Source organism: Mesorhizobium sp. M0028 (assembly GCF_040323855.1).
Classification (GTDB): domain Bacteria; phylum Pseudomonadota; class Alphaproteobacteria; order Rhizobiales; family Rhizobiaceae; genus Mesorhizobium.
This window is the reverse complement of sequence record NZ_JAMYVG010000003.1, coordinates 449,672-471,092: the sequence shown is the minus strand read 5'-3', so window position 1 is coordinate 471,092 and position 21,421 is coordinate 449,672. Positions and strand designations below refer to the sequence as shown.

Below are 21,421 nucleotides of genomic sequence, written 5' to 3'. Positions count from 1 at the left end.
GTCACAGGCACAGGTCCGCGGGAAGCCATCGCCCTAGTGACGCGTGCCCGGAAGGCACAGCCGCAGACTTCGGCTGGGAGATGCTCGGCAGCCAAGGAGGCGGCTGGGCCCGGCAAGGGCATTCCTGACCTGGTGATTGTCTGCTCGGCCGATGTCTGAACGAGACGTAACTTGCTCTTGGGCCAGGGCTCCCGGATCGACGGAGCGCGGGCCTTGCACATCCGCAATCTGACGTTGGTCTTTCCCCGTCCGCGTGACGATCCATGGTCCAACGCCGCAACAAACAAGGAGAGTTCTCATGCCTGGTAACGATCTTCAGGTCACCGGCGGCATCACGCAAGCACTGCTTGACGCGCTGAACCAGATACACACCGCCGTTGCGGCCCAGCTTGTGAATCCCGACGGCACGCCGTCTGGCTCGGCAGTCTACATGCACCTTCCAGTCGGCCAGCCGATCGACCCGAAGATGTATGCCAATCCCTGGACGCCCGCCGGCGGCAGCGCCTACGGCGCGGTTTCCACCACGGGCGCTTTCTCAGCACCACCCGCTCCCCCTTCTGCCGGAACGCCCGCGACGCCGGCCGGTCAGCTGGCGGCAATGCCGGCACCAGATCCCAGGCTGCAATTGGCGATCAGCAGCGCCTTCAACACGGCTCAACGGGTTGACGACATGTTGATGGTCACCAACAAGGGGGTTGCGGTGTCGTGGCCCCAGCGAACCGTCAGTATCGAGTATTTCACAGCCCTGGCCGGCATGCAGGCGGAACCGATCCCTGAGCCCTCGACCGATATCAAGAAACGCATCGCCGATGCCCAGAAGACATTGTATCTGATGGATGCCGACGGCAATTTTACCGGCTATACGCCGCGCCACACCGCCTACAGACACAACCAGAAGGTGCTGGCAGATGCACGCAGCGAGTTCGCGCTCGCTTACTCCCAAGCCATGTCCGATCCTATCCAGGGACAGGCATGGCCGGTCACCAGCGCCAGATACCAGAACGCCGTCGACCAAGCCTATAACGACTTCAAGGATATGGGCGGGCAACAGATCGACGACGCGATTGCAACCCTTCAGTCCGTCGGCGGCAGCGCCGCGGCCGCCCTGATTGCCAAGGCCCGCAAGATGTACGACGAGTATAGCGTTGGTCTCGGTGGCGCCGTGGCAATCAAGGTGCCGTGGTCGTATATCGATCCGGTCTCCTGGTGGGATCACACCAACCATGACTTCGGGGTGATGAAAATCACCGCCACATCGAAACAGTACCAGGCGAGCGGTGGCGGCGGCCAACACAGCTTCGGACACAGTTTCTACAACAACGAGTCGTCATCAACATCGGGCAGCGTCGGCTACAGCGTTCTGGGTTTCGGCGCCTCAGCCAATGCATCGCACAGCGAGACCAGCCACAACGACGGTTGGAATGCCGACCAGTCCTCCTGGCAGTCGCATCAGGACAGCAGTTCTTCGGCAACTGTCACATTCGAGTGGTTCATGGCCAGCATCGAACGGCCATGGCTGCTTGGCGACCTTTTCCACATGGACGGCTGGTATCTCGCCGGTCAGAAGAAGAATGCGATCAGCGACGGGACCATCGAAGGTCAGATCGGCGACGTGCCCAAGCTGCTCCCGATGATCCCGAAGGGTTTTCTGATTGTTCGAAACGTGAAGATTACCGCTAATTCCTGGGGCAGCATGGGCAGCGCATTCCAGAGCGCCGTCGACAGCGCTAGCGGACACACGGAAAGCAGCTCCACCTCCTATGGCGGCAAGGTTGGTTGGTGCGGTATCGGCGGATCGGTCCAACATTCCAATTCGGACAGCAGCGGCGCATTCAGCAACCAGCACGATGCATCTCAGGGTTTTTCCTTCAGCAGCAATGAACACGGTGGAACGCTTGAACTTTTCGGTTCGCAGATCGTCGGCTGGGTAGGCCAGATACAGCCGGCCGCACCGCGCAAGGACGACCCTGCACTCAGCGCCGAAGTCGTGGCCAACCCTGCGACAGCCGCCAATGCCGGAGCGCCTGCGATACCGGCTGACGCGCCCGCTGCTCCGCAAGGCTGAGGTGTCCCTGTGAGCACGAACAGCGATCAGCTCGCGATCCTTGGCCAGCAAGTGGTGGACACGTTAATCGCGACCTACAACCCCAACAATGACCCGTCGTTGGCGCTTGCCATTCATCCGGGGCAGGCGCTAGCCGATGGCATCGTGCAAAATGGCGTGACCAATCCGCTGCGGCTGTCGGAGTGGCTGGAAGACCAGTACGACTACCCGCTATGGCTGAAACGGTCCGATGCCTCCTCCGTTTCCGCCTCGTCTGTCGGCAGTCTTACCGCCAAGTCTGCCTATTTGGCGATGATCCCATGGGCGCAACCGGGGGTTCCGGTTGATGCTCCTTCCTATGCGCGCATCGCCGCGATGGTTGCCGAGGCACGAAAAGATATCGGGGACAATCCCGATGCGCTGCCATTCAGCTGCGAGCCGACAGATTTCGCCGAGCCCAGCTGCACGGCCTGGCATGTCTTCGATCAAAGGATATCCCGCACTACCGCAACCACGACCGAGACACCCGGCGCCATTAAGGCAAATCCCCACTTATGGAAGATGCGAGTGTTGACAAAAGAGGTGGTGTCGAACCTCACCGCAGTTTCCGAGGCGGTCGAACGGCGCAAGGCATTTGCCGCCGAATTAGCTGTTGTGCCAAGGGTTGAAGCGGTCAGAAAGCTGCGCATGCAGCCACATCTCACGGACTACGCTACCCAGCCAGTCGAGTTTCTCGGTATCCAGGATGCAGCAAGCACCGCGGTCAATCTGAGCCAGTTCAGCGCGAACCATCTGGGTGGCCTCACCGCTTCGCCGCTCCACGCCCGGGCGCTGGCCGCTACCCTGCCAACATTCAGTCGAATTCGCGCTGCCCGGCGACACTTCACAGCCGAGGCAGATCACGTCTCGCCGCCCAGAGAGCAGCCAAATGCTTCCAGCACGCAAATGCAGTTGGACACCTCGCTCGTGAACCGATTGGCCACAATCCAGCTTCACGATCTCATTAAAAACCCGGTCGTAACGGAGGTAACTACCTCGGACAGTGAACTGCATGTGCATTTCGAGTATTGCATGCTCACCATCACCCGGCGGATCGCCGGCACGAGATGGTGGCATCCCGACCTCGTCGACGAGGAGGATTGGTACGTACCGGGAATGAAGCGCGGCGACATGATCAAGGCTTCGACCGACGAGACCTATGCGCATTGCCTGCCTCAGGGCCTGCTTCTGGTTCGTAACGTGGAATTCAGCGGCTCGTGGACCGCCGAAGCCCGCACGACGATGCAAAACGCCGTCTCGTTTCTGGGTCCCTTCCTGATGCAGGCGCCAACCGGCTCTACATCCAGCACGTCCGACCTCGAACAGATAAGTGTGCTTGGCGTGGGCGTTCAGGTAATAGGCGAGCTTTGCTTTCCATTGCCGCCGCTCCCGCCGATGGATGATCCGGCGGAATTGGAACGTCCCGTTGTCTAAGCAATCAACGACGCTCAATGAAGACGGTAAGTGCGTTGTGGCCGGGCCGGACGAGGTGTCCCAGGCACCGGTATCATCGCGTGCACTCTGCGGTGCTGGCACGCTGCGGACTGTGGGCAAAGGTGGTCGCGGGAGCGCGCTGCCGCCTTTGCCATACCCACCGGAATACCGGTTCCGGCCTCGCTGCTGCGGCTGAACGAGCGGAGCCTATCCCGAACCTTCGCGCGCCGATTTTTACTAGCTTCCCGCCAGCGACAATCCACGGGCGCGCTCGCATAGCAGGGCAAGCAATTCGCTGCGCCTGGCTTCCGGCGTGTCGACGGGCAACACGAAACAAAGCGTCTTGTTGATGGCCCCGTCGCCATCGCGGATGGGCGCGGCCATGCACCAGGTGAAGCGGTCAGCCAGAGCGGCGGTCTCGCTGAAACCTTGCTGGCGCGCCAGAGCCACATCGCCGAAGAACTCGGCTGGCGCAATGACGCGGCCGTCGGGAAGCTTGTAGTCGCCAGGCGGAATGAAGTCCTGTATTTCCTGCGCGCTCATATGGCCGAGCAGCAGCCTTCCGGACGCCGTCCACGGGATCGGCACCTCGACTCCGACATCGCTTGAAATCCGGAACGGGCCGGGCGAGTCCCGGCAATCAAGGACGACGTATTTGTTCCCGCGCAGGCCACACAGTTGGACGGTCTCGCCCGTCTCCGCGCCTAGTCTGTCCAGGGTTTCGATGATGCGTCGATAATGGGCATTATGATGTGAGTAGGCCCAGCCGAACAGATGCATCGCCTTTCCGAAATAGACATAGCCTTCCGTCCCGACGTTCTCGAGCATTTCGGCTTCCAGCAGGCTGTTGACGATCTCATAAGTGGTCGAACGCGGCGCGCCGATCATCTTGGCGATATCGCCGACGCGCATCGGCGCGCGCTGCCGCAGAAGCGCTTCAAGCAGCGTGATGACGCGGTCAATCCCGCGGCGCCGTTCGCCATTGCGCGGCTCGGCGCGGACTTCCCTTTCGATCAAACCAGTGACGCCATCGCTCATGTGGGCCGCACCCCGCGCAAAATCATTTCGGCCCTCGTCTCAAGACGCTTGAAAGATGTCAAGGCTCAGTCTAGCATCCCATCTGTCCGATATACAGGCCTCTTGTCTGGAATATCGGACAATAAGGAGCCAGGCGCAGAGAGTCCTGACGAGAAAAAGGGCGGTTTCCGAGATGCGGCAACCGGCGGGTTTTCTCGTCTCGACCCCGCACGTCCAGGCATAACCTCAGAAGGGAACAATCATGACCAAATCATCGTTTTTCGCATCCGCCAGCGCCCTTTGCCTCGGTCTTCTCCTCAGCGTTGGCGCCGGTTCGCAGGCCAACGCCGCCGCTAAATGCATCAAGGGCGACCGCAAGGCGCCGTATACGATCGGCTGGGCCAACATCTATTCAGTTCCGACCTGGATGAAGCAGACACAGGGCACGATCGAAGCCGAAGTCGAAACTTTGAAGAAGCAAGGCTTGGTCGACAAGCTCGTCGTGACCGACGCCCAAGGCGACGCCAACGTCCAGATTCAGCAGATCCAGTCGATGATCGATTCCGATGTCGATGCCATCATCCTGATCGCTGGCTCGTCGACCGCGCCGGCGCGCGTGCTGGCGGACGCCTGCGCCAAAGGCATCGCGATCATCAATTTCGACAGCCTCGTCGACACCGACCAGGTGACCGCCAAGGTCAACACCGATTCCTCACAGTGGGGCGATCAGGCGGCCAAGTTCCTGATCGACGCCATCGGAGGCAAGGGCAAAATTCTGATCCTCAATGGCCCAGCCGGCGTTTCGGTCAGTGACGACCGGCGCAAAGGCGCCGATGCCGAGCTTAAGGCTCATCCCGATGTGAAAGTGCTTGCCGAAACGAACACGCCCTACAATGTCGCGCCCGCCCAGGAAGCGGTCACCAGTCTGCTTTTCGCCAATCCCGAAATCGACGGCATCCTGTCGCTCGGCGGCGCTCTGTCGGCGGGTGCCGTGCTCGCGCTCGACAAGCAGGGTCGCGACCAGGTGCCGATCACCGGCGAGAATGCGCGCCAGTTCCTCGAACTGTGGAAGGAAAAGGGCTTGAAGAGCTGGGCGACGATGCAGCCGAACTGGCTCGGCGCTTTCGCCACCTACACCGCCGTACAGGCGCTGGACGGCAAGGATGTGCCGGCTTTCGTCAAGATCCCGCTGCCGGTGATCGACAATTCCAACGTCGACGAATATCTCGCCCGGGCTAAGGATTTCCCGGCTGACGGTTACATCTATTCGCCGTTCGATGAGGATCTGTTCAAGAAGCTGCTGGCCCAGAAATAAGCCTGAAGGGTTGCAACATTGACAACCACGGCTACGCTTCTCGCCGCGCGGGGGGTGTCGAAGTCCTTCTTCGGCAACCCCGTCCTGCGCAACGTTTCCATCGCTCTGCAGCCGGGCCGCGTGCATGCGCTGCTCGGCGAGAACGGCGCGGGGAAGTCGACGCTGATCAACCTTTTGTCCGGCGCCCTGCGCCCGGACGGCGGGGCGATCGAGGTTGATGGACGCCCGGTATCGCGCATGAGCCCCGCTCATGCGCGGCATGCCGGGATCGCCGTTGTCCAACAGGAACTCAGCCTGACGGCCAGCCTCTCGATCGCCGAAAATATCGGGCTCGGCGCCTATCCCAAGAGATTCGGCTTGGTCGATTACACGGAACTTGCCGCACGGGCCAGGGCCGCATGTGATCTTGTCGGCCTTCGCGAACCGCTGTCTACGCCGGTGGGGCATCTGTCACTCGGCCGGCGTCAGATGGTGGAGATCGCCAAGGCGCTCTACCGGCGGCCGCGCGTGCTCATTCTCGACGAACCCACCTCATCGCTATCGGCAACCGAGACAAAAACCCTCACGGACTTGCTGGAAAGGCTTCGGGCCGAGGGCATCGCCATTCTCTACATCTCACACCGGCTGAACGAAGTGATGACACTGTGCCAGCATGTCACCGTACTGAAGGACGGCGCCTGCACGGCGGACCGCTCGCTGGAAGAAACTGATGCCGCCGGGCTGGTGCGGCTGATGGTCGGCCGCGACCCCGGCGATCTCTTTCCACGATGGCAGCCTTCCCCATCGCCAGCCAACGCCATCTCGGTTCGTAATTTTTCGGCCGGCCTGATGCGCGACGTCGATCTCGACATCAGGACAGGCGAGGTGCTTGGGATCGGCGGCCTGGTCGGGCAGGGGCAGGAAGATCTGCTGCTTGGCCTCTACGGCGCGATCCCGGCTAGGTCGGCATCCGCGACCGTAAACGCTGCTTCGGGTCTGCCGGGCGGCGTGCCGAAAGCCAATGCGCTCGGCCTCGCCTATGTCCCGGCCGACCGCAAGCGCGAAGGCCTGCACTTGATCCATCCCATCATCACCAACATGATGCTACCAGCCTTCGCAAGGCTGCCGGCGTTGAAGCTGCGCAGCCGGCGTGCCGAGCGCGATTTGGCGAGGGGACTCGCCGCCCAGCTTGCCATCAAGGGCGACCTCGATCGCCCGGCGCAGGCACTCTCAGGTGGCAACCAGCAGAAAGTCGCGCTGGCGAAATGGATGCCACACGATCCGCTTGTGCTTCTCCTCAACGATCCGACGCGCGGCGTCGATGTCGAGACCAAGCGTGAGATCTACATGATGCTTCGCAATCTCGCTGCCGCCGGCAAGGCGATCGTCCTGCTCAGTTCCGACACACCCGAACTGGTGCACCTTTGCGACCGCGTCGCCGTGGTCCGAGAAGGTCGCATCAAGGCCATGCTCGAGCGCGAGGCACTGAGCGAGGAAGTCATCGTCTCCGCCGCAATGGGCGCCGAACAGCAGAAAGTTGCGGCATGAGCACGGTTGTATCCTCAAGCCAAGCCGGCGCCCTCTACTGGCGAGTTCAGCTGCGCCGAAATGTTGGCGTGCGCAGCCTGTTTGCCGTGGTTCTGGCGTTCCTCGTTGCCTACGGCGTGTTGTTCCCCGGCCTCTTGACGGCGTCCGGCTTCGCCAAATTCACCCAGAGCTGGTTTCCGCTGGCGCTGGTCGCGATGGCCCAGGCGATCCTCATGCTCACCGGCGGCATCAGCTTGGCAATCGGCGCAATGGTCAGTCTCGGCGCGGTAATCGCCGCGACGACGATGATCGGGCCGCTGGGCGTAGCCGGCGGCACCGCCGTGGTGGCGCTGACCGGTATCGGCATCGGTGCCGCGACGGGGTTCATCGTCGTGAAACTTCGGTTGCCGGCCATCGTGGTGACGCTCGCCGGCTCCTTCATCATCGGCGGTGCTGCGTTGCTCATCCTGCCGAGGCCGGGCGGCGCCATTCCGGAGTGGCTGTCGGACCTGCTTGCCGGCAACACGCCGGCGGCATTCGTGTTGCTGGTGCTCGTCGTGCTTTTGTGGAAACTCTATCTCGCCACCCCGCTTGGGTTGAGCCTCTATGCCGCCGGTGAGAATCCGGTCGGCGCCTATCGCTCCGGCGTGCCGGTCGACGGCGCGCGGATCGCGGCCTATGCGATCAGCGGTCTGCTTTGCACAGGCGCCGGCCTGTTCGTCGCCGCGCAAACGGGTTCGGGCGACCCGGTCATAGGCACAGCCTTCACGCTGAATTCCATTGCCGCCGCGGTGCTCGGCGGAATCGGCTTCCTCGGCGGCCAGGGCACGATGCGCGGCGCGCTTGCCGGCAGCCTGCTGCTCAGCCTGATGATCAGTGTCATGTTCTTCCTCGGCTTCACGCCAGTTGCTCAGTATGTCGCCCAAGGCCTCATCATCATCGGGGCGGTCGCCATCCCGCAATTCCGCAAGGTGCAGCAATGACAGCACGGAAAGAGAGCGCGCGCGGCGGGCGGGCGTTGACGATCCTGCGCAGCCGGCCCTTCCTCACGGTCGCTATCGTTGCCGCGGTGTGGATCGCGGCGAGCTTCGCTTCACGTGGCTTCGGCGCTTATGGTCATTTGCGCTATTTGGTCGAGTTGGGCGCGGTGATCGGCCTGGTCGCGGCGGGCCAGACCTTCGTGGTGATTGCCGGCGGCATTGACCTTTCCGTCGCGGCGATCGTCACGGTCAGTGCCGTCAGCCTCCCGCTGCTCTCATTGCAGGCGGATCCGACCGGGCTCACAGCCGTTCTTGCAGTACTTGCGTTGACGACCGCGATAGGTCTCGTAAACGGGCTGGGCGTGGCGCTGTTGCGCGTTCATCCAATGATCATGACACTGGCGATGGCGACATTCCTGCAGGGCCTCCTGATCATCATCGCCGGCGGCAGCGCCGTGACCGCCGAGAACCCGCTGGTCAGCTGGCTCGGCAATGCGCGGCCAGCCGGTATTCCGGCAGGCGTGCTTTTGTGGGTGGTCATTTCCGTGATCGTTCTGACCACGATGCATGCGACATCCCTCGGCGCCCGGATTTTCGCGATGGGCGCCAATCCGCTTGCCGCGGCGCTGTCCGGAGTTTCCGTCGCCTCGACCACGCTCGCCGTCTACGGCATCAGCGGCTTCTGTTCGGGACTTGCCGGTGTGTTGGTCCTCGGCATGAACGGCCAAGGCTATGTCGGGATAGGAGATCCCTATCTCCTCGCGTCGATTGCCGCCGTGGTGCTCGGCGGCACCTCGATACTGGGCGGGCTCGGCACCTATGCCGGTACTATCCCCGGCGCGATCCTGCTGGTCACGATCACGGCGCTGATCACCGTCGTCAACGCATCGCCCGGCTGGCGCAGTATCCTGTTCGGGTCGCTGATTCTGGGGCTGCTGCTTCTCTCAGGCAGGGAGCAGGCCCGCCGATGAAATATCGTGCAGCCGGTAGATACGCCTTGCGTTGCCGAAGAACAGCGCCGTTTGCTCGTCCGCGGAAAGCTCTCCTGCAATGGCTTTGAAGCTGTCATATACTGCATCGAATGACGCATGCAGGCCGGCGACTGGGAAGTCACTGCCGAACATCGCTCGCTGCGTACCGAAACAGTCGATGCAATGCATGACAACCGGCTTCAGGCTGTCGAGTGTCCAATCATGATCGTAGGCGACCAGATCCGATATCTTGATGGCAGCGTTGTCGCACTCCGACAAAAGCCGCAGCCCTTCGCGCCACACCCGCATGCCGTCTGCATCGCGATCGATCGGGCTGCCGCAGTGGTTGAGAACAAAGAGCTGGTCCGGAAAGGCCGCTGCGAGGCGCGCCGCACCGGGGAGCTGGCGCGGAAACACCATCAGGTCGAAAACCAGCCGGTGGCGCCCAAGCAGGGACAGGCCGGCACGCCAGGCCTGATCGTCCATGATGCCGTCACGGGCAGCAAAACGGCGGGCAGGATCCGGATCCCAGCTCAGTATGTCGCGCACACCGACGACACGGTCGAATGCCGCCTGCGCCTCGACCAGCGCCGGCGCTTGGCGGCTCGCCAGCGGTATGTGAACAACATAACGGGCGGCCACGCCGCGCGACTTGTCGAGCGTTTCAAGCCACCGCGTTTCGCCGACGCATTCATCCCCGGTCCAGCCGGCTTCGACATGGACGGTTGCGACGACATTGTGCCGGCCGGCGTCGCGCAAATAATCTTCAGGAAGGTAGTTTCGCCGCAAGCGGCCAAGCTCCCCCAGACCGCCGCGTTCGCCAGCCGTTGTGGCGAGCCAGGGGTGCCGGCTGAGGCCGAGATCCCAAAGGTGATGGTGGGCATCGATGATCGGTCCGCGGTAAGGTGTTGGCACGCATCTCTCTCATGGTGTGGCCGGAATCGGAAATCGATCCGGACTTCATCCTGTAAAGGAAGGACTAGCATCGGATGACCGAAAGCTCACCCGTACTGTTGCTGGCGACCCGAGAAAATTTCCTGCTCGATGACCGTATCCGCGGCGTGCCGCCTGGCACCCTCGGCTTGGACAGCAGCCTTGTCGCATCTGAGCGCTGGCATCCAGCGGATGGGCGTATGTCGTTGCCGGTGTTGACCGTCGACGAGGGGGCCTTCATCGCCAATCGTGACCTGTTCCTGCGCTATGCGCGAGAGCAGGGCGCCGTGATCGCCCCGCATGCCAAGACCCCGATGGCGCCTGATCTTGCCCGGTCCCTGATCGAGGCCGGAGCATGGGGCACGACCGTCGCCGACATAAGGCAGGCCACGGTGATGCTCAGAGCCGGACTCTGTCGGCTGATCATCGCCAATGAGGTCGGCGGACCAGGTGGTGCGAACCGGCTTGCGGTTCTTGTCAGCGCCTGGCCAAGCGCTGAGTTCTACGTTTTCGCCGACTCGATCGCCGCCGTGAATGCGCTTGCCGAAGCCTGGCGGGCCAATGCGAGGCTGCCGCCATTGCGCGTGCTCGTCGAACTTGGTGCGGGCAGGGCAGGCGCCCGGACCACCGGCGAAGCCGAGGCGATTGCCGACGCGATTGTAGCAGCCGGCGGCCGGCTGCTGATCGCCGGCGTCGCAACCTATGAAGGTGCCGCGGCGCAGCCCGATCCTGACCGCACCGATGAGGCGATATCCGCCCTGCTGACAATGACAGCCGACATGTTCCTGCGGCTCCGCGCCCGCGTCGGCGGCGACACCCCGCTGATTGTCACGGCAGGCGGCTCGGTCTACTTCGACAAAGTGGTCGCAGCGCTTTCGCCTCTCGTTTCTAGGGACAGCAGCGCGACGCTGGTGCTGCGCAGCGGCGCCATCTTCTTCCACGACCATGGCGTCTACGACCGCTCGCTCGGCACACTCGACGCCCGCGAGGGTTTTGCAGTCGGCGGCTTCAATGCGTCCGCACGAAATTCGTTCCGTCCGGCTTTGCGCCTATGGGCCGAGGTACTGTCGCGGCCGGAGCCCGGCCTTGCGATCTGCGGCATGGGCATGCGCGACGTGTCGTTCGACCAGGGCTTTCCAATGGTCCTGACCATCTTTCGTGCCGGCAAGCAGCTGCCGATAGCGCGTGCCGAGGTCTTCAAGCTCAACGACCAGCACGCCTTCCTGACAATTGCGTCGGGCGACGACATTGCCGTCGGCGACACCGTTGAATTCGGCATCTCCCATCCCTGCACCTGCCTTGATCGCTATCGCGTGATCTTCGGCGTCGACGCGGCCGGATATGTCAGCCACGCCTTTCCCACCTATTTCGGCTGACCATCGTCGCGCTTTCCAAAAAAGAACGAAAGGATCCGATATGATCAAGTACTTGCAATCCGGCTCCCGCATGTCGCAGGCGGTCGTCTATGGCGGCCTCGTGCACATAGCGGGCCAGGTCGCAGACGATCGCAAGGCCGGCATCGAGGGTCAGACGAGCGAGGTACTCTCCAAGATCGAGGCGCTCCTGGTCGAGGCCGGCAGCAGCAAGTCGAAGCTCGTGGCGGTCAACATCTTCCTGCCACAGATTGGCGATTTCGACGCCATGAACAGTATCTACGATGCCTGGGTGGATTCCGCCCGTCTGCCGGCGCGTGCCTGCGTCGAGGCGCGTCTCGCTGATCCTGACCTCCGCATTGAGGTCACCGCCGTCGCGGCTGTGTGAACCGCCGCCATGCACACCGGCATCAGCCATTCGCTCGATTTCGATCGGGACGGCAAGACGCTCAGCCATCTGAGCATCCCGTTCTCGATAGACCGTTCGCCATATTTCCAAATCAAGGTCCCGATCTGCCTCATGCGCAATGGTGAGGGTCCGTCGCTGCTTCTTATGGCCGGTAATCACGGCGATGAATATGAAGGCGAGCTGTGCTTGGCAAAGCTGGTCCGCCGGCTCGATCCAGCGCGAGTCAGGGGCCGCGTCACCATCCTGCCGATGGCCAATGTGCCGGCGGTGATGGCCGCCAAACGCTGCTCGCCGCTCGATGGCGGCAATCTCAATCGCGCCTTTCCCGGAGATCCGTCGGGCACGCCGACAAGCCGGCTCGCCAACTTTCTCGAGACAGACCTGTTCCCCCGACACGACATCGTCTTCGACATTCATTCGGGGGGCACTTCGATGGAACATCTGCCGACTGCACTCGTCGAGCGCAATGCCGATCCCGAGCGCCACAGGCGCGGGGTGGAGCTGATGCGGGCGCTCTGCATGCCCTATGGGTTCGTGGCCGACAATGGCCAGGCCTCGCCGACCTCCATGGGTGCAGCGCGCCGTGCCGGCGCCATCGGCGTCAGCGGTGAGTTCGGGGGCGGCGGCACCGCCACGGTCGACACGATGGCGATCACCGCTCGCGCGATCGACAATCTGCTGATTGCACTAGGCCTGGTCGACGGGCCAGTTGTTGGCGCGGAGTCAATGCATTCGATGCCGACGCGACTGCTTTCGCTTTCGCGGCATAGCCAGGGCCTCTACGCCGCCCGCCGCGGCTGGTTTGAACCCGCCGTGAGGGTTGGCGACAGCGTGAACGCCGGACAATTGGCTGGCTGGTATCACGATCTCGAAAGGCTCGATCTTGCCGAGGAAGCCTTGCATTTTGCCGAAAACGGCATCGTGCTTTCGCGGCGGCTGCATACAATGTGCGAGGCAGGAGACTGCCTCATGCAAGTCGCCGAACCCGTAGAAACCTAAAGGGAAACCGCACGGCGTCTAGCTGCTGCGCCACTCTGGAGAACTGAGGATATCTTATGCAGCTTTCCATGTGGACCTACCCCTGGGATGTCCAGGATCTCGGTTTCGAGATGGTCGAACGCGATCTGGTCGAACGCGCGGGACTCAACATGATCAGCCTTGCTGCCTCGTATCATGCGGGACGCTTCCTTCAGCCGCGCAGCCCGCGCCGCAAAGCCTATTTCCCGGAGGACGGCACGATCTACTTCAAGCCAACCGCCGCGCGATGGGCCGACCTCGCAATTCAGCCCAAGGTGGCGGACGTGATCTCGCAGGGAGGCGACGTGCTTGGCGAGCTCGTCCGCAGACGAGACGCCAATGGGCTCGGTGTTTCGTGCTGGACGGTGTGCCTGCACAACACCCGCGCCGGCATGCTTTATCCGCAGGTGGTTACCCGAAATGCCTTCGGCGATCCCAATTATTACAACCTTTGTCCCTCGCATCCGGATGCGCGCGCCTATGTTCGCGCGCTGGTCGCCGACGTTACGCACACCTACAAGCCGGACAGAATCGAGCTCGAAAGCCCGTCATTCATGAGCTTCGCCCACGAATATCATCACGAGAAAGACGGTGTCGGGCTGACCGCGGAAGATGACTTCCTTCTGTCGCTGTGCTTTTGCCCGTCCTGCCTCGCCCGCGCCGCTTGTGCCGGCATTGACGGCGAGGCGGCGCGCAAACTGGTCAGAGGGTGGATCGTCGAGACCTGTGATCGTGCCGTTCCGGCACCGCGTTTTCCGGACTTTCCGAACGGTAGCTTCGATACCTTCCAGCCCTGGCCAGAATTATACGACTTTCTGCTGTGGCGGTTCGAGCCGGTGACCAGCTTGGTTGCCGAGCTGCGCGACGTTGCCGATCCGGGCACACGTGTCCTCATCATTGACCTGAAGGACGGCTGGTTGGGCGGCTGCGATCTGGCGGCTCTCGGCCAGGCTTGCGACGGCGCGATCCTGTGCGCCTACGATATGCAGGCCAGCGATGTCGCAGATCTGATGGCCACTGGCCGTGCCACGCTCGGAGCAGAGAAATTCCTTGGGACCGGTTACCGGCTGTTCCATCCGGAAATGGCAGGCCCGGACATTCTCGCCGCCAAAGTGAAACCGGCGCTGGCGGCGGGCGTCGATGGCATCAATTTCTACAATTACGGCCTTGTACCTGCCGCACGCCTCGATTGGGTGAGTGCCGCACGATCTGTGTGAACAATCGATCCACTGCCGACCCAATAGGCCTAATTTTGCCTCGAGCATTGCGCGTAATGGAGAGGCGTTCGGAGGACTTCCCGCATGGATCCTCGCATTGCTTTGGCCGGCGGCCAGCAGCCTAGCTGAAAATCGAGGCATGGCTGTGAGGGCCACGCGGGAGGGAGGCGGGTTATACGGTGGAGCGCATCTTCCAATTTATTCGCTCTAGCGCATATTGAAATCTATCTTCTGAGCGTATATCTCATAGCTGGAGAGGTACGCTGTGGACCAAATCGCCCGAACGCCTAAGCAACTCGGAGATGCCATCCGCCGGCGGCGCCGCAAGCTCGGCCTGAACCAGGCCACTGTCGGGGAGCACACGATGCTACGCCAAGCGACCATCTCGGCCGTCGAGAATGGAGCGCCCGGGACACAGCTCGGAACGCTTTGCGACATTCTCGCAGCGCTCGACCTTGAATTGGTTGTCCGCTCTCGGACCAGAGCAAAGTCGACCGAGATCGAGGACGTCTTTTGATGGCTCGTCCGCGGCGGCACCTCCCGCTCAACGTCTTCTTGAACAGCCGTCTCGTCGGGCGGCTGAATAGACAATCCAGCGGCGCGATCGATTTTCAGTATGATCCGTCCTGGCTTGCCTGGGAGCATGCGCTACCAGTCTCGCTATCTCTGCCCCTACGTGAAGATCGCTATATCGGTGCACCCGTCATTGCCGTGTTCGACAATCTCCTGCCCGACAGCATCCCGATTCGCCGCCGTATGGCTGAGCGTGTTCATGCCCGAGGGATAGACGCCCACGACTTGCTTGCCGCTGTCGGACGGGATTGTGTCGGCGCACTGCAATTCCTGCCGGATGATGTCGAGCCGGGCCCCGCCGGTATTGTCGACGGCAAACCCGTTGACGATATCGAAATTGCTCGTCTCGTCCGCGATCTGGCATCGGCCCCCCTCGGGCTGGGCGAGGATGAAGATTTCCGGATCTCGATCGCTGGCGCTCAGGAAAAGACTGCGCTCTTGTTCTGGAAAGGACGTTGGTACAAGCCGCTGGCGACGACTGCTACAACGCACATCCTCAAGCCACAGATTGGACGCTTGCCAAATGGCATCGACCTTTCCTTCAGTGTTGAAAACGAATTTTTCTGCCTCAAGATGACAGCCGCCCTGGGACTCCCGTGCGCCGTCGCCGCAATCGAGGAATTCGAAGGCAATCGCGTGCTCGTAGTCGAACGTTTCGATCGCCGATGGACGAGTGACAACCGTCTCCTGCGCTTGCCCCAGGAAGACTGCTGCCAGGCTCTGTCTGTGCCTCCGTCGCTGAAATACGAATCCGATGGCGGGCCTGGGGTTCCGGCTATCCTTGGTCTGATGAAGGGAAGCGACCAACCGGAGCTAGATCAAGCTGCGGTTCTGAAGGCCGTGGTCGCCTTTTGGCTGCTCGGCGCCACAGATGGACATGCCAAGAATTTTAGCGTCTTTCTTTCTCCCGGCGGCCGGTTCCGCATGACGCCGTTATATGATGTGATCTCAGCGCAGACCAGCCTTGATGCGGGACAGATCAGGCGCAACAAAATGAAGTTGGCGATGGCTATAGGCGACGCACGCCACTACCTTATCGATAGCGTCATGCCGCGCCATTTCATCCAGACCGCCGCCAAGGCAGGAATTGGTCCAAAACCCGTCACAGCGATCTTTGACGAGCTGCGCCAACGGGCGCTAGCGGCAATCGAACTGGTTTGTGCATCGCTCCCAAAGGGTTTCCCTTCGCAAGTCGCAGATGCCATTGGCAATGGGGTCAAAGCTCGCGTGCGCAGACTGGAAGAGGTGTGATGCTTAAGATCGAGGCACAACCAGACTGATAGCCATTGGGACGTCCAAATGATCTTCTTTTAGCAGCAGCAACGCCGCGCGGGATGTAATCAACCCACGGACTTGCCAGCCTGTAACTTTCTGACCAGGCCGATCAGCTGATCCAGGTCCGCGCGTGTAAGCGCAAGCATCTCCGCAGGGGGTTTGTGATATTCCCTTGTCAATTCCTCAATGGTTGCAACACCCTTGGCCGTAAGCTTGACACGTTTGACACGGCGATCGCTTGGCGACGGAACCCGTTCGGCGAGCCCCGCCTGCTCCAACCGGTCGACCAGCCAGGTCGCCGTCGAAGGGTCGCAGTGCCATTGAGCGGCCAATGCGCCGATCGGCTTGCCCGCATCTTTGTCGAGGGTGAAGAGGGCGCGCGAGTCGTTGGGCGTCAGACCCAATTTCTGCTGGATCGCCAACCGGTCCGGCGCGGACCGCATCAGGAAATCAAACACCAGGCGCCAAGCCTCGGTGGCGTGCTGCAAGCGGTCTTGGCCCGGTCCCATTCCACGCTCCTTCGTGTCTTGACACATATTTGGACCAATCATATGATTTGATCAATCAAAATATTTAAGTGATCAAATCAATGAGAGGAGATCCGAGATGACCAACACCACGGTTCTCGTCGTCGGGGGCGGCCTGAACGGTCTGACGGCGGCCGCCCTTTTGGCTCACAACGACATTCCGTGCGTCCTCGTCGAGCGCCATCCCGACACGTCAATCCAGTACAAATTTGCCGGCATTTCCCCGCGCAGCATGGAGATCTTTCGAAGCCTCGGCCCCGAGGAGGAGATTCGTGCAAATCGTACGGGGGACCAGCAGGCAGGCGCTATTGCGCGCGCCAGGAATCTCACCGATCCCGAGATTCAATGGGGCGGACCGGCGTGGCCGGATGCAAGTGCCCTCAGCCCCACGCAACCGGCGACGTGTGATCAGCACGTCCTGGAACCGATTCTGCGCCGCTACGCCGAGCGGAACGGTGCAGACATACGTTTCAGCAGGGACTGGTGGCTTTCGAACAGGATGAGAATGTCGTCCGCGCGGAAATTCGCGATATCGCGACCGGCGTAAAGGACGCCATCTCGGCCGACTATCTGATCGTCGCGGACGGTGCGAACGGCTCGATGCGAGAGAGGCTGGAGATCAGCCGCAGCGGGGCAGGCGGCCTTCAGCACTGGATAAATGTCGTCTTTGACACGGACATGCCTCCGACGATCGGCGGCAAGCGTTTCACGTCGTGCTTCGTGACGGACCTCAACGGGACCTTCCGCCCAGGGAGGGTGGACGATGGCTTCTGGCGATCCAATACTTTCCCGAAAAGGGCGAGAAACCCCAGGATTTTGATGAAGTCAGGTGCAGGGAACTGATCATACGAGGTGCGGGCCGGTCGGATATCACGACTAGGCTTGTCGATGTGCGCTCCTGGGAAGTGGCCGCGATGACAGCGCGCCAATTCCGCCGAGGCCGCGCGTTTCTTGTGGGGGATGCCGCACATGTGATGCCCCCAACAGGCGCTTTCGGTGGCAATTCAGGTATCCACGACGCCCATAACCTTGCCTGGAAGCTTGCGATGGTAACACGCGGGCATGCCGGTCCCTCGTTGCTGGATAGCTATGACATGGAGCGCCGGCCGGTCATCGAGGCTACGTTGGCGCAAGCGCTCGCCCGCCTTCAGAAATGGTTCGACGATCCGTCGAAGCGATTGCCTCCCCCAGTCGCGATCGTCGAGGATTACGACGTGGTATTTGGCCAACGCTACGCTGCAGGTGTCGTGGCTCAGGAAGCCACGCGGGACGATCACCCATTCCAAAAATCCACGGAGTTGTCGGGCCGCCCTGGCACGCGTTTACCGCATTTCGCGGTCGGGCGTGCCGGCCAGCGGATTTCGAGTCTCGATTTGTGCGATCGCGACCCTCTTCTCCTCTGCGCCGACGACGCATGGTGTCAGGCCGCTGACGCCGTAAGCCAGCGCCTCCGCATCCCGCTGACCTGCCACGCCTTGGGTGCCAATGGGGGTCTGATTGATTTGGACCATCGGTGGCCTTCCGCGCTCGGGGTTGAAAGCGGCGGTGCCGCCTTGGTCAGGCCGGACGGGTTTGTCGCGTGGCGGTCAACGCACGGTGTGCCTGATCCTGTACAGATGCTGATCGAAATACTTGACGGCTTGGGTTTCCGCACGCAGGCGTGCGAACATCATCAGTGAGCGGCGGATGCCTCCGGTCTTCCGGCACGACTTCCTTGCCGATGTCGTCGCCGGGAATGCCGGCGATGTTCAGCCGTTTGCCCGTCTCGTCATGCCTCCTTCCTACTCGTTGTCACCGAGTAGGGCCGCGCCAACCGCTTCGGTCCTCCCCTTGTGTCGCTAAACTCGCATGGACCATCGTGCTGGCCTTTGGCATTGGAGGCCGAATGTCGCCGTTACGGCAAATGATCAATCAACTCGTTCAGCAGGAGCAGCAACGCCCCAGCGACGACAGCCGCGGCCGCGTCGTCCAGCATGATGCCGGCCCCACCCCTTACCTTGTCATGCATGATACGGATGGGCCAAGGCTTGACGACGTCGAAAAACCGGAAAGCAAGGAAGCCTGTTGCCCACCAGAGTGGGTCGAGTGGCAGCATGGAAAGTGTCACGGCGGCGCCGAAGGTCTCATCGATGACGACGATTTGCGGGTCCTCCGTCCCGGTATGGGAGATAACATGCGATGACGCCCATACGCCGACGGCGAACAGGGCCGCATAGGCAAGCACCGTCAGCCAAGGCGATGCGGGTATCAGAGCCGCGGCAACAGCCACTCCAACCATTGCGCCGGCCGTGCCCGGCCATGTTGGAGATAATCCCACGCCGACAGAGGTCGCGAGCAGGTAGGCGAACTTGGGTAGAAATTTATGCATCGAGTTTCGGCCGGCTTCCGACGGGTCGCAAGCAATCATAGTCACATCGTTCGGGTGTTGCCGCCAGACCGCCGCTCGATTTGCACACCGGTCACAAGGCATCGCCCAAACCGTGAAATGCTGTCGGGCAGCTGTCGCTGCGACCGGAAGTTCTGTTTCGCCGTCAGCTTGGCGAGCATCTTAATCCGCCGGCCACATTCGCCAAACGAGATCGCTTTTGCGGCGAGTTGAGAACGTTCCTGAGCCCGGTCTCGGCCCGCATTGGCCAACTGAAACGGTGGCGATGGTGGAACAAACCCGCAAATTGCTGGTAAAGCTCCGTCAAACGACATCATCAGAGGAGCCGCCATGATCGCCGGTCTCATGAAAAGTCGCATCGACCCGCTATGGGAGCAGGCCGCCTCTCCGCTGATCGGGATCGGCATGACGCCGAACCAGGTTACGGCCAGCGGGCTCGTGCTCGTGGCTTTGTCTTCGGCCGCCTACGCGTATCACCATTCAAGTCTTGCCTTTGGCTTGTGCCTGGCGTTTGCCTTCAGCTTCGACGCGCTGGACGGTGCGGTCGCCCGCCGGACAAATATGAGCACCAAGGCCGGTGGCTATTTCGACGCTATCGTCGACCGTTATCAGGAATTGGCCGTCTTTGCGGCAATAGGCTGGGTCGCCGATCTGTGGGCGATCGCAATGTTCGCGTTCGCCGGCGGGATTCTCACCAGTTATGCCAAGGCGCGGACGGCGCTGGAAATCCCTGTGGAAAACCATGGTTGGCCGGATTTCTTCGAGCGAATGGAACGTCTGGTGTTCATTTGCGTGCTGCTCGCCGCCGACGGAGTCGCGACTGCCATGGGCGCGGCTTCGCCCTGGATTCTGGCAGGCGGGTTCGCGTTGTACGCAGTGCTGGCCAACGCGACGGCCCTGCAACGGATCAGTCGCGCATTTGCGATGCTGAAACGAGCCGACGGGAAGCAGCCGTGAGACCGCTAGAACGCGAGCATCGTATTGACCGCCGTGGCTTTTCCAACAAAGTCGCGTCAGCGCCAGCCCAAGCCTGGGGCGACGTGGGTCAGGATCGCCTCGATGGCATGGACATTGTAGTCGACACCGAGCTGGTTGGGGACTGTGAGCAGCAGCGTATCGGCCTCAGCGATGGCTTCGTCGCCCTTTAGCTGCTCGATCAGGACGTCTGGCTCGGCGGCATAGGAGCGGCCGAACACGGCAAGCCTGTCTGCCTCGATATAGCCGAACTGATCTCCGCCCTGGTTGCCGCCGAAATAGGCGCGGTCGCGATCGTCGACCAGCGCAAAAATGCTGCGGCTCACCGACACCCGCGGCTCGCGCGTGTGGCCGGCCGCCTTCCAGGCTTCGCGAAAAGCCTTGATCTGTTCGGCTTGCTGGATGTGAAACGGCTTTCCGCCTTCATCGAATTTGAGCGTGGAACTCTGCAGGTTCATCCCAAGTTTCGCCGCCCATTCTGCGGTGGCGTTTGTGGCGGCGCCCCACCAGATGCGCTCGCGCAGGCCCTCCGAGTGTGGCTCGACGCGAAGCAGGCCGGGCGGGTTGGGAAACATCGGCCGCGGATTGGGCTGGGCAAAGCCTTTGCCCAGCAACACTTCGAGCAGCACTCCGGTGTGTCTGCGGGCCATGTCGGCATCGCTCTCGCCCTCTTGCGGGGCGTAGCCGAAGTAGCGCCATCCGTCGATCACCTGCTCCGGCGAGCCGCGGCTGATGCCTAGCTGCAGACGCCCTCCGGCGATCAGATCGGCGGCGCCGGCGTCCTCGGCCATGTAGAGCGGGTTCTCGTAACGCATGTCGATCACCGCCGTGCCGATCTCGATTCGGCTGGTCTTCGCCCCAACCGCTGCGAGCAGCGGGAAGGGCGAGGCGAGCTGGCGGGCGAAGTGATGCACGCGGAAATACGCGCCGTCCGCACCCAGCTCCTCGGCGGCGACGGCCAGCTCGACGGACTGCAAAAGCGCATCGGATGCCGTCCGCGTCTGCGATTGCGGCGAGGGCGTCCAGTGCCCGAACGACAGGAAACCAATCTTCTTCATGAAATAGCCAGCCTAGAGGGAAGACAGGTGCAGACTATGCTTCGGCGCAGAGCAAAGCATCCCGAAATCGGTACCGACGGCCCAGTTTGAGGTGAACGGTCCGTTGTTGATCAGCGATGCCGTCAATGGCGAGCCTGTTGCTGGCGCGAGCGCATCTAGGAAGGTGCCGCGAACGCGAGCACTATCGCGATGAGGATCAACAGCGGCCCCATCCATTTAAAATGGGTTCCAAAGTTGGTCCACCATGCTTGCTGGCCGGGGCGAGCTTGGAACGGGTCCGCGAGAAATCCGAAGCCGATGCCAGCCATCCACAACCCGGCGCAGAACATGATGAACTCGTCGATGTAATCCGCGACCATGTTCCGCAACTTT

20 protein-coding genes and 1 pseudogene are annotated in these 21,421 nt (G+C 61.9%); 15 read left to right on the top strand and 6 right to left on the bottom strand.

The features are described from left to right. Positions 1-253: 253 nt before the first annotated feature. Both NKJ93_RS10100 and NKJ93_RS10095 read left to right on the top strand, forming a co-directional pair. Positions 254-2,065, top strand: a complete 1,812-nt coding sequence (locus NKJ93_RS10100) for a hypothetical protein (protein ID WP_156948049.1) — start codon at positions 254-256, stop codon at positions 2,063-2,065. Positions 2,066-2,074: 9 nt separating this feature from the next. After that, complete coding sequence (locus NKJ93_RS10095) at positions 2,075-3,517, top strand: hypothetical protein (RefSeq protein WP_023718476.1); 1,443 nt, start codon at positions 2,075-2,077, stop codon at positions 3,515-3,517. 237 nt (positions 3,518-3,754) lie between these two features. On the opposite strand, the gene NKJ93_RS10090 is transcribed toward NKJ93_RS10095, so the two are convergent. Beyond that, positions 3,755-4,555, bottom strand: coding sequence for an IclR family transcriptional regulator (locus NKJ93_RS10090; protein ID WP_352483665.1), 801 nt, complete (start codon positions 4,553-4,555; stop codon positions 3,755-3,757). Positions 4,556-4,796: 241 nt separating this feature from the next. Here NKJ93_RS10090 and NKJ93_RS10085 point away from each other — a divergent pair, with 241 nt between their 5' ends. Genes NKJ93_RS10085 through NKJ93_RS10070 form a run of 4 tightly spaced genes read left to right on the top strand, consistent with a single transcriptional unit; the run spans position 4,797 to position 9,306 of the window. Next, complete coding sequence (locus NKJ93_RS10085; protein ID WP_031193806.1) at positions 4,797-5,849, top strand: substrate-binding domain-containing protein; 1,053 nt, start codon at positions 4,797-4,799, stop codon at positions 5,847-5,849. Between the two features lie 18 nt (positions 5,850-5,867). Continuing rightward, the gene (locus tag NKJ93_RS10080) at positions 5,868-7,376 is read left to right on the top strand and encodes a sugar ABC transporter ATP-binding protein (RefSeq protein ID WP_023718472.1); all 1,509 of its coding nucleotides are present in this window, start codon (positions 5,868-5,870) and stop codon (positions 7,374-7,376) included. Beyond that, on the top strand, positions 7,373-8,338 hold the full coding sequence (locus NKJ93_RS10075) for an ABC transporter permease (RefSeq protein ID WP_023718471.1): 966 nt from the start codon (positions 7,373-7,375) through the stop codon (positions 8,336-8,338). The genes NKJ93_RS10080 and NKJ93_RS10075 overlap by 4 nt, the downstream gene beginning before the upstream one ends. After that, complete coding sequence (locus NKJ93_RS10070; protein ID WP_156948048.1) at positions 8,335-9,306, top strand: ABC transporter permease; 972 nt, start codon at positions 8,335-8,337, stop codon at positions 9,304-9,306. Before NKJ93_RS10075 ends, NKJ93_RS10070 begins: the two co-directional genes overlap by 4 nt. On the opposite strand, the gene NKJ93_RS10065 is transcribed toward NKJ93_RS10070, so the two are convergent. Continuing rightward, positions 9,280-10,221, bottom strand: coding sequence for an amidohydrolase family protein (locus tag NKJ93_RS10065; RefSeq protein WP_023718469.1), 942 nt, complete (start codon positions 10,219-10,221; stop codon positions 9,280-9,282). The genes NKJ93_RS10070 and NKJ93_RS10065 overlap by 27 nt on opposite strands. A gap of 74 nt (positions 10,222-10,295) precedes the next feature. Here NKJ93_RS10065 and NKJ93_RS10060 point away from each other — a divergent pair, with 74 nt between their 5' ends. The 6 genes from NKJ93_RS10060 to NKJ93_RS10035 all read left to right on the top strand — a co-directional run bounded on the left by NKJ93_RS10060 (position 10,296) and on the right by NKJ93_RS10035 (position 16,079). After that, a complete protein-coding gene (locus tag NKJ93_RS10060; protein ID WP_352494804.1) occupies positions 10,296-11,615 on the top strand; it encodes an alanine racemase in 1,320 nt (439 codons plus the stop codon). Positions 11,616-11,655: 40 nt separating this feature from the next. Further along, the gene (locus NKJ93_RS10055; RefSeq protein WP_352588801.1) at positions 11,656-12,000 is read left to right on the top strand and encodes a RidA family protein; all 345 of its coding nucleotides are present in this window, start codon (positions 11,656-11,658) and stop codon (positions 11,998-12,000) included. A 9-nt stretch (positions 12,001-12,009) separates the two neighbouring features. Then, on the top strand, positions 12,010-13,020 hold the full coding sequence (locus NKJ93_RS10050; RefSeq protein ID WP_023718466.1) for a succinylglutamate desuccinylase/aspartoacylase family protein: 1,011 nt from the start codon (positions 12,010-12,012) through the stop codon (positions 13,018-13,020). 56 nt (positions 13,021-13,076) lie between these two features. Continuing rightward, entirely contained in the window at positions 13,077-14,255 is a 1,179-nt protein-coding gene (locus tag NKJ93_RS10045) for a hypothetical protein (protein ID WP_023718465.1), read from the top strand. 265 nt (positions 14,256-14,520) lie between these two features. Beyond that, a complete protein-coding gene (locus NKJ93_RS10040; protein WP_023718464.1) occupies positions 14,521-14,772 on the top strand; it encodes a helix-turn-helix domain-containing protein in 252 nt (83 codons plus the stop codon). Then, a complete protein-coding gene (locus NKJ93_RS10035; protein ID WP_352588798.1) occupies positions 14,772-16,079 on the top strand; it encodes a type II toxin-antitoxin system HipA family toxin in 1,308 nt (435 codons plus the stop codon). Before NKJ93_RS10040 ends, NKJ93_RS10035 begins: the two co-directional genes overlap by 1 nt. Before the next feature lie 89 nt (positions 16,080-16,168). Here the strand turns inward: NKJ93_RS10035 and NKJ93_RS10030 are convergent, their stop codons facing one another. Next, positions 16,169-16,612 carry a MarR family winged helix-turn-helix transcriptional regulator gene (locus tag NKJ93_RS10030; protein WP_352588795.1) on the bottom strand — a complete coding sequence of 148 codons (444 nt, stop codon included), beginning with the start codon at positions 16,610-16,612 and terminating at the stop codon, positions 16,169-16,171. A 97-nt stretch (positions 16,613-16,709) separates the two neighbouring features. Between NKJ93_RS10030 and NKJ93_RS10025 the strand changes: the two are divergent. Continuing rightward, a pseudogene (locus NKJ93_RS10025) lies at positions 16,710-17,473 on the top strand (FAD-dependent monooxygenase). Beyond that, positions 17,401-18,309, top strand: a complete 909-nt coding sequence (locus NKJ93_RS10020; RefSeq protein WP_352588879.1) for an FAD-dependent monooxygenase — start codon at positions 17,401-17,403, stop codon at positions 18,307-18,309. The pseudogene NKJ93_RS10025 and the gene NKJ93_RS10020 overlap by 73 nt, the downstream one beginning before the upstream one ends. 215 nt (positions 18,310-18,524) lie before the next feature. On the opposite strand, the gene NKJ93_RS10015 is transcribed toward NKJ93_RS10020, so the two are convergent. Next, a complete protein-coding gene (locus tag NKJ93_RS10015; RefSeq protein WP_031193801.1) occupies positions 18,525-18,998 on the bottom strand; it encodes a phosphatidylglycerophosphatase A family protein in 474 nt (157 codons plus the stop codon). A 348-nt stretch (positions 18,999-19,346) separates the two neighbouring features. On the opposite strand from NKJ93_RS10015, the gene NKJ93_RS10010 reads away from it, so the two are divergent. Next, positions 19,347-19,973: a CDP-alcohol phosphatidyltransferase family protein gene (locus NKJ93_RS10010; protein WP_051409644.1), complete on the top strand. Its 627-nt coding sequence runs from the start codon at positions 19,347-19,349 to the stop codon at positions 19,971-19,973. 56 nt (positions 19,974-20,029) lie between these two features. Here the strand turns inward: NKJ93_RS10010 and NKJ93_RS10005 are convergent, their stop codons facing one another. Together NKJ93_RS10005 and NKJ93_RS10000 are read right to left on the bottom strand one after the other, a co-directional pair. Further along, a complete protein-coding gene (locus NKJ93_RS10005; RefSeq protein ID WP_352483658.1) occupies positions 20,030-21,049 on the bottom strand; it encodes an LLM class flavin-dependent oxidoreductase in 1,020 nt (339 codons plus the stop codon). Between the two features lie 155 nt (positions 21,050-21,204). After that, positions 21,205-21,408 (bottom strand): hypothetical protein, encoded by a 204-nt coding sequence (locus tag NKJ93_RS10000; protein WP_023718458.1) that lies wholly within the window; start codon positions 21,406-21,408, stop codon positions 21,205-21,207. Positions 21,409-21,421: the final 13 nt, after the last annotated feature.

Excerpts from the sequence above, each read along its gene's own strand:
- NKJ93_RS10090 (WP_352483665.1), bottom strand. The coding sequence starts at position 4,555 with ATGAGCGATGGCGTCACTGGTTTGATCGAAAGGGAAGTCCGCGCCGAG.
- NKJ93_RS10085 (WP_031193806.1), top strand. The coding sequence starts at position 4,797 with ATGACCAAATCATCGTTTTTCGCATCCGCCAGCGCCCTTTGCCTCGGT.
- NKJ93_RS10075 (WP_023718471.1), top strand. The coding sequence starts at position 7,373 with ATGAGCACGGTTGTATCCTCAAGCCAAGCCGGCGCCCTCTACTGGCGA.
- NKJ93_RS10070 (WP_156948048.1), top strand. The coding sequence starts at position 8,335 with ATGACAGCACGGAAAGAGAGCGCGCGCGGCGGGCGGGCGTTGACGATC.
- NKJ93_RS10060 (WP_352494804.1), top strand. The coding sequence starts at position 10,296 with ATGACCGAAAGCTCACCCGTACTGTTGCTGGCGACCCGAGAAAATTTC.
- NKJ93_RS10055 (WP_352588801.1), top strand. The coding sequence starts at position 11,656 with ATGATCAAGTACTTGCAATCCGGCTCCCGCATGTCGCAGGCGGTCGTC.
- NKJ93_RS10050 (WP_023718466.1), top strand. The coding sequence starts at position 12,010 with ATGCACACCGGCATCAGCCATTCGCTCGATTTCGATCGGGACGGCAAG.
- NKJ93_RS10045 (WP_023718465.1), top strand. The coding sequence starts at position 13,077 with ATGCAGCTTTCCATGTGGACCTACCCCTGGGATGTCCAGGATCTCGGT.
- NKJ93_RS10035 (WP_352588798.1), top strand. The coding sequence starts at position 14,772 with ATGGCTCGTCCGCGGCGGCACCTCCCGCTCAACGTCTTCTTGAACAGC.
- NKJ93_RS10030 (WP_352588795.1), bottom strand. The coding sequence starts at position 16,612 with ATGGGACCGGGCCAAGACCGCTTGCAGCACGCCACCGAGGCTTGGCGC.
- NKJ93_RS10015 (WP_031193801.1), bottom strand. The coding sequence starts at position 18,998 with ATGCATAAATTTCTACCCAAGTTCGCCTACCTGCTCGCGACCTCTGTC.
- NKJ93_RS10010 (WP_051409644.1), top strand. The coding sequence starts at position 19,347 with ATGATCGCCGGTCTCATGAAAAGTCGCATCGACCCGCTATGGGAGCAG.
- NKJ93_RS10005 (WP_352483658.1), bottom strand. The coding sequence starts at position 21,049 with ATGAAGAAGATTGGTTTCCTGTCGTTCGGGCACTGGACGCCCTCGCCG.
- NKJ93_RS10000 (WP_023718458.1), bottom strand. The coding sequence starts at position 21,408 with ATGGTCGCGGATTACATCGACGAGTTCATCATGTTCTGCGCCGGGTTG.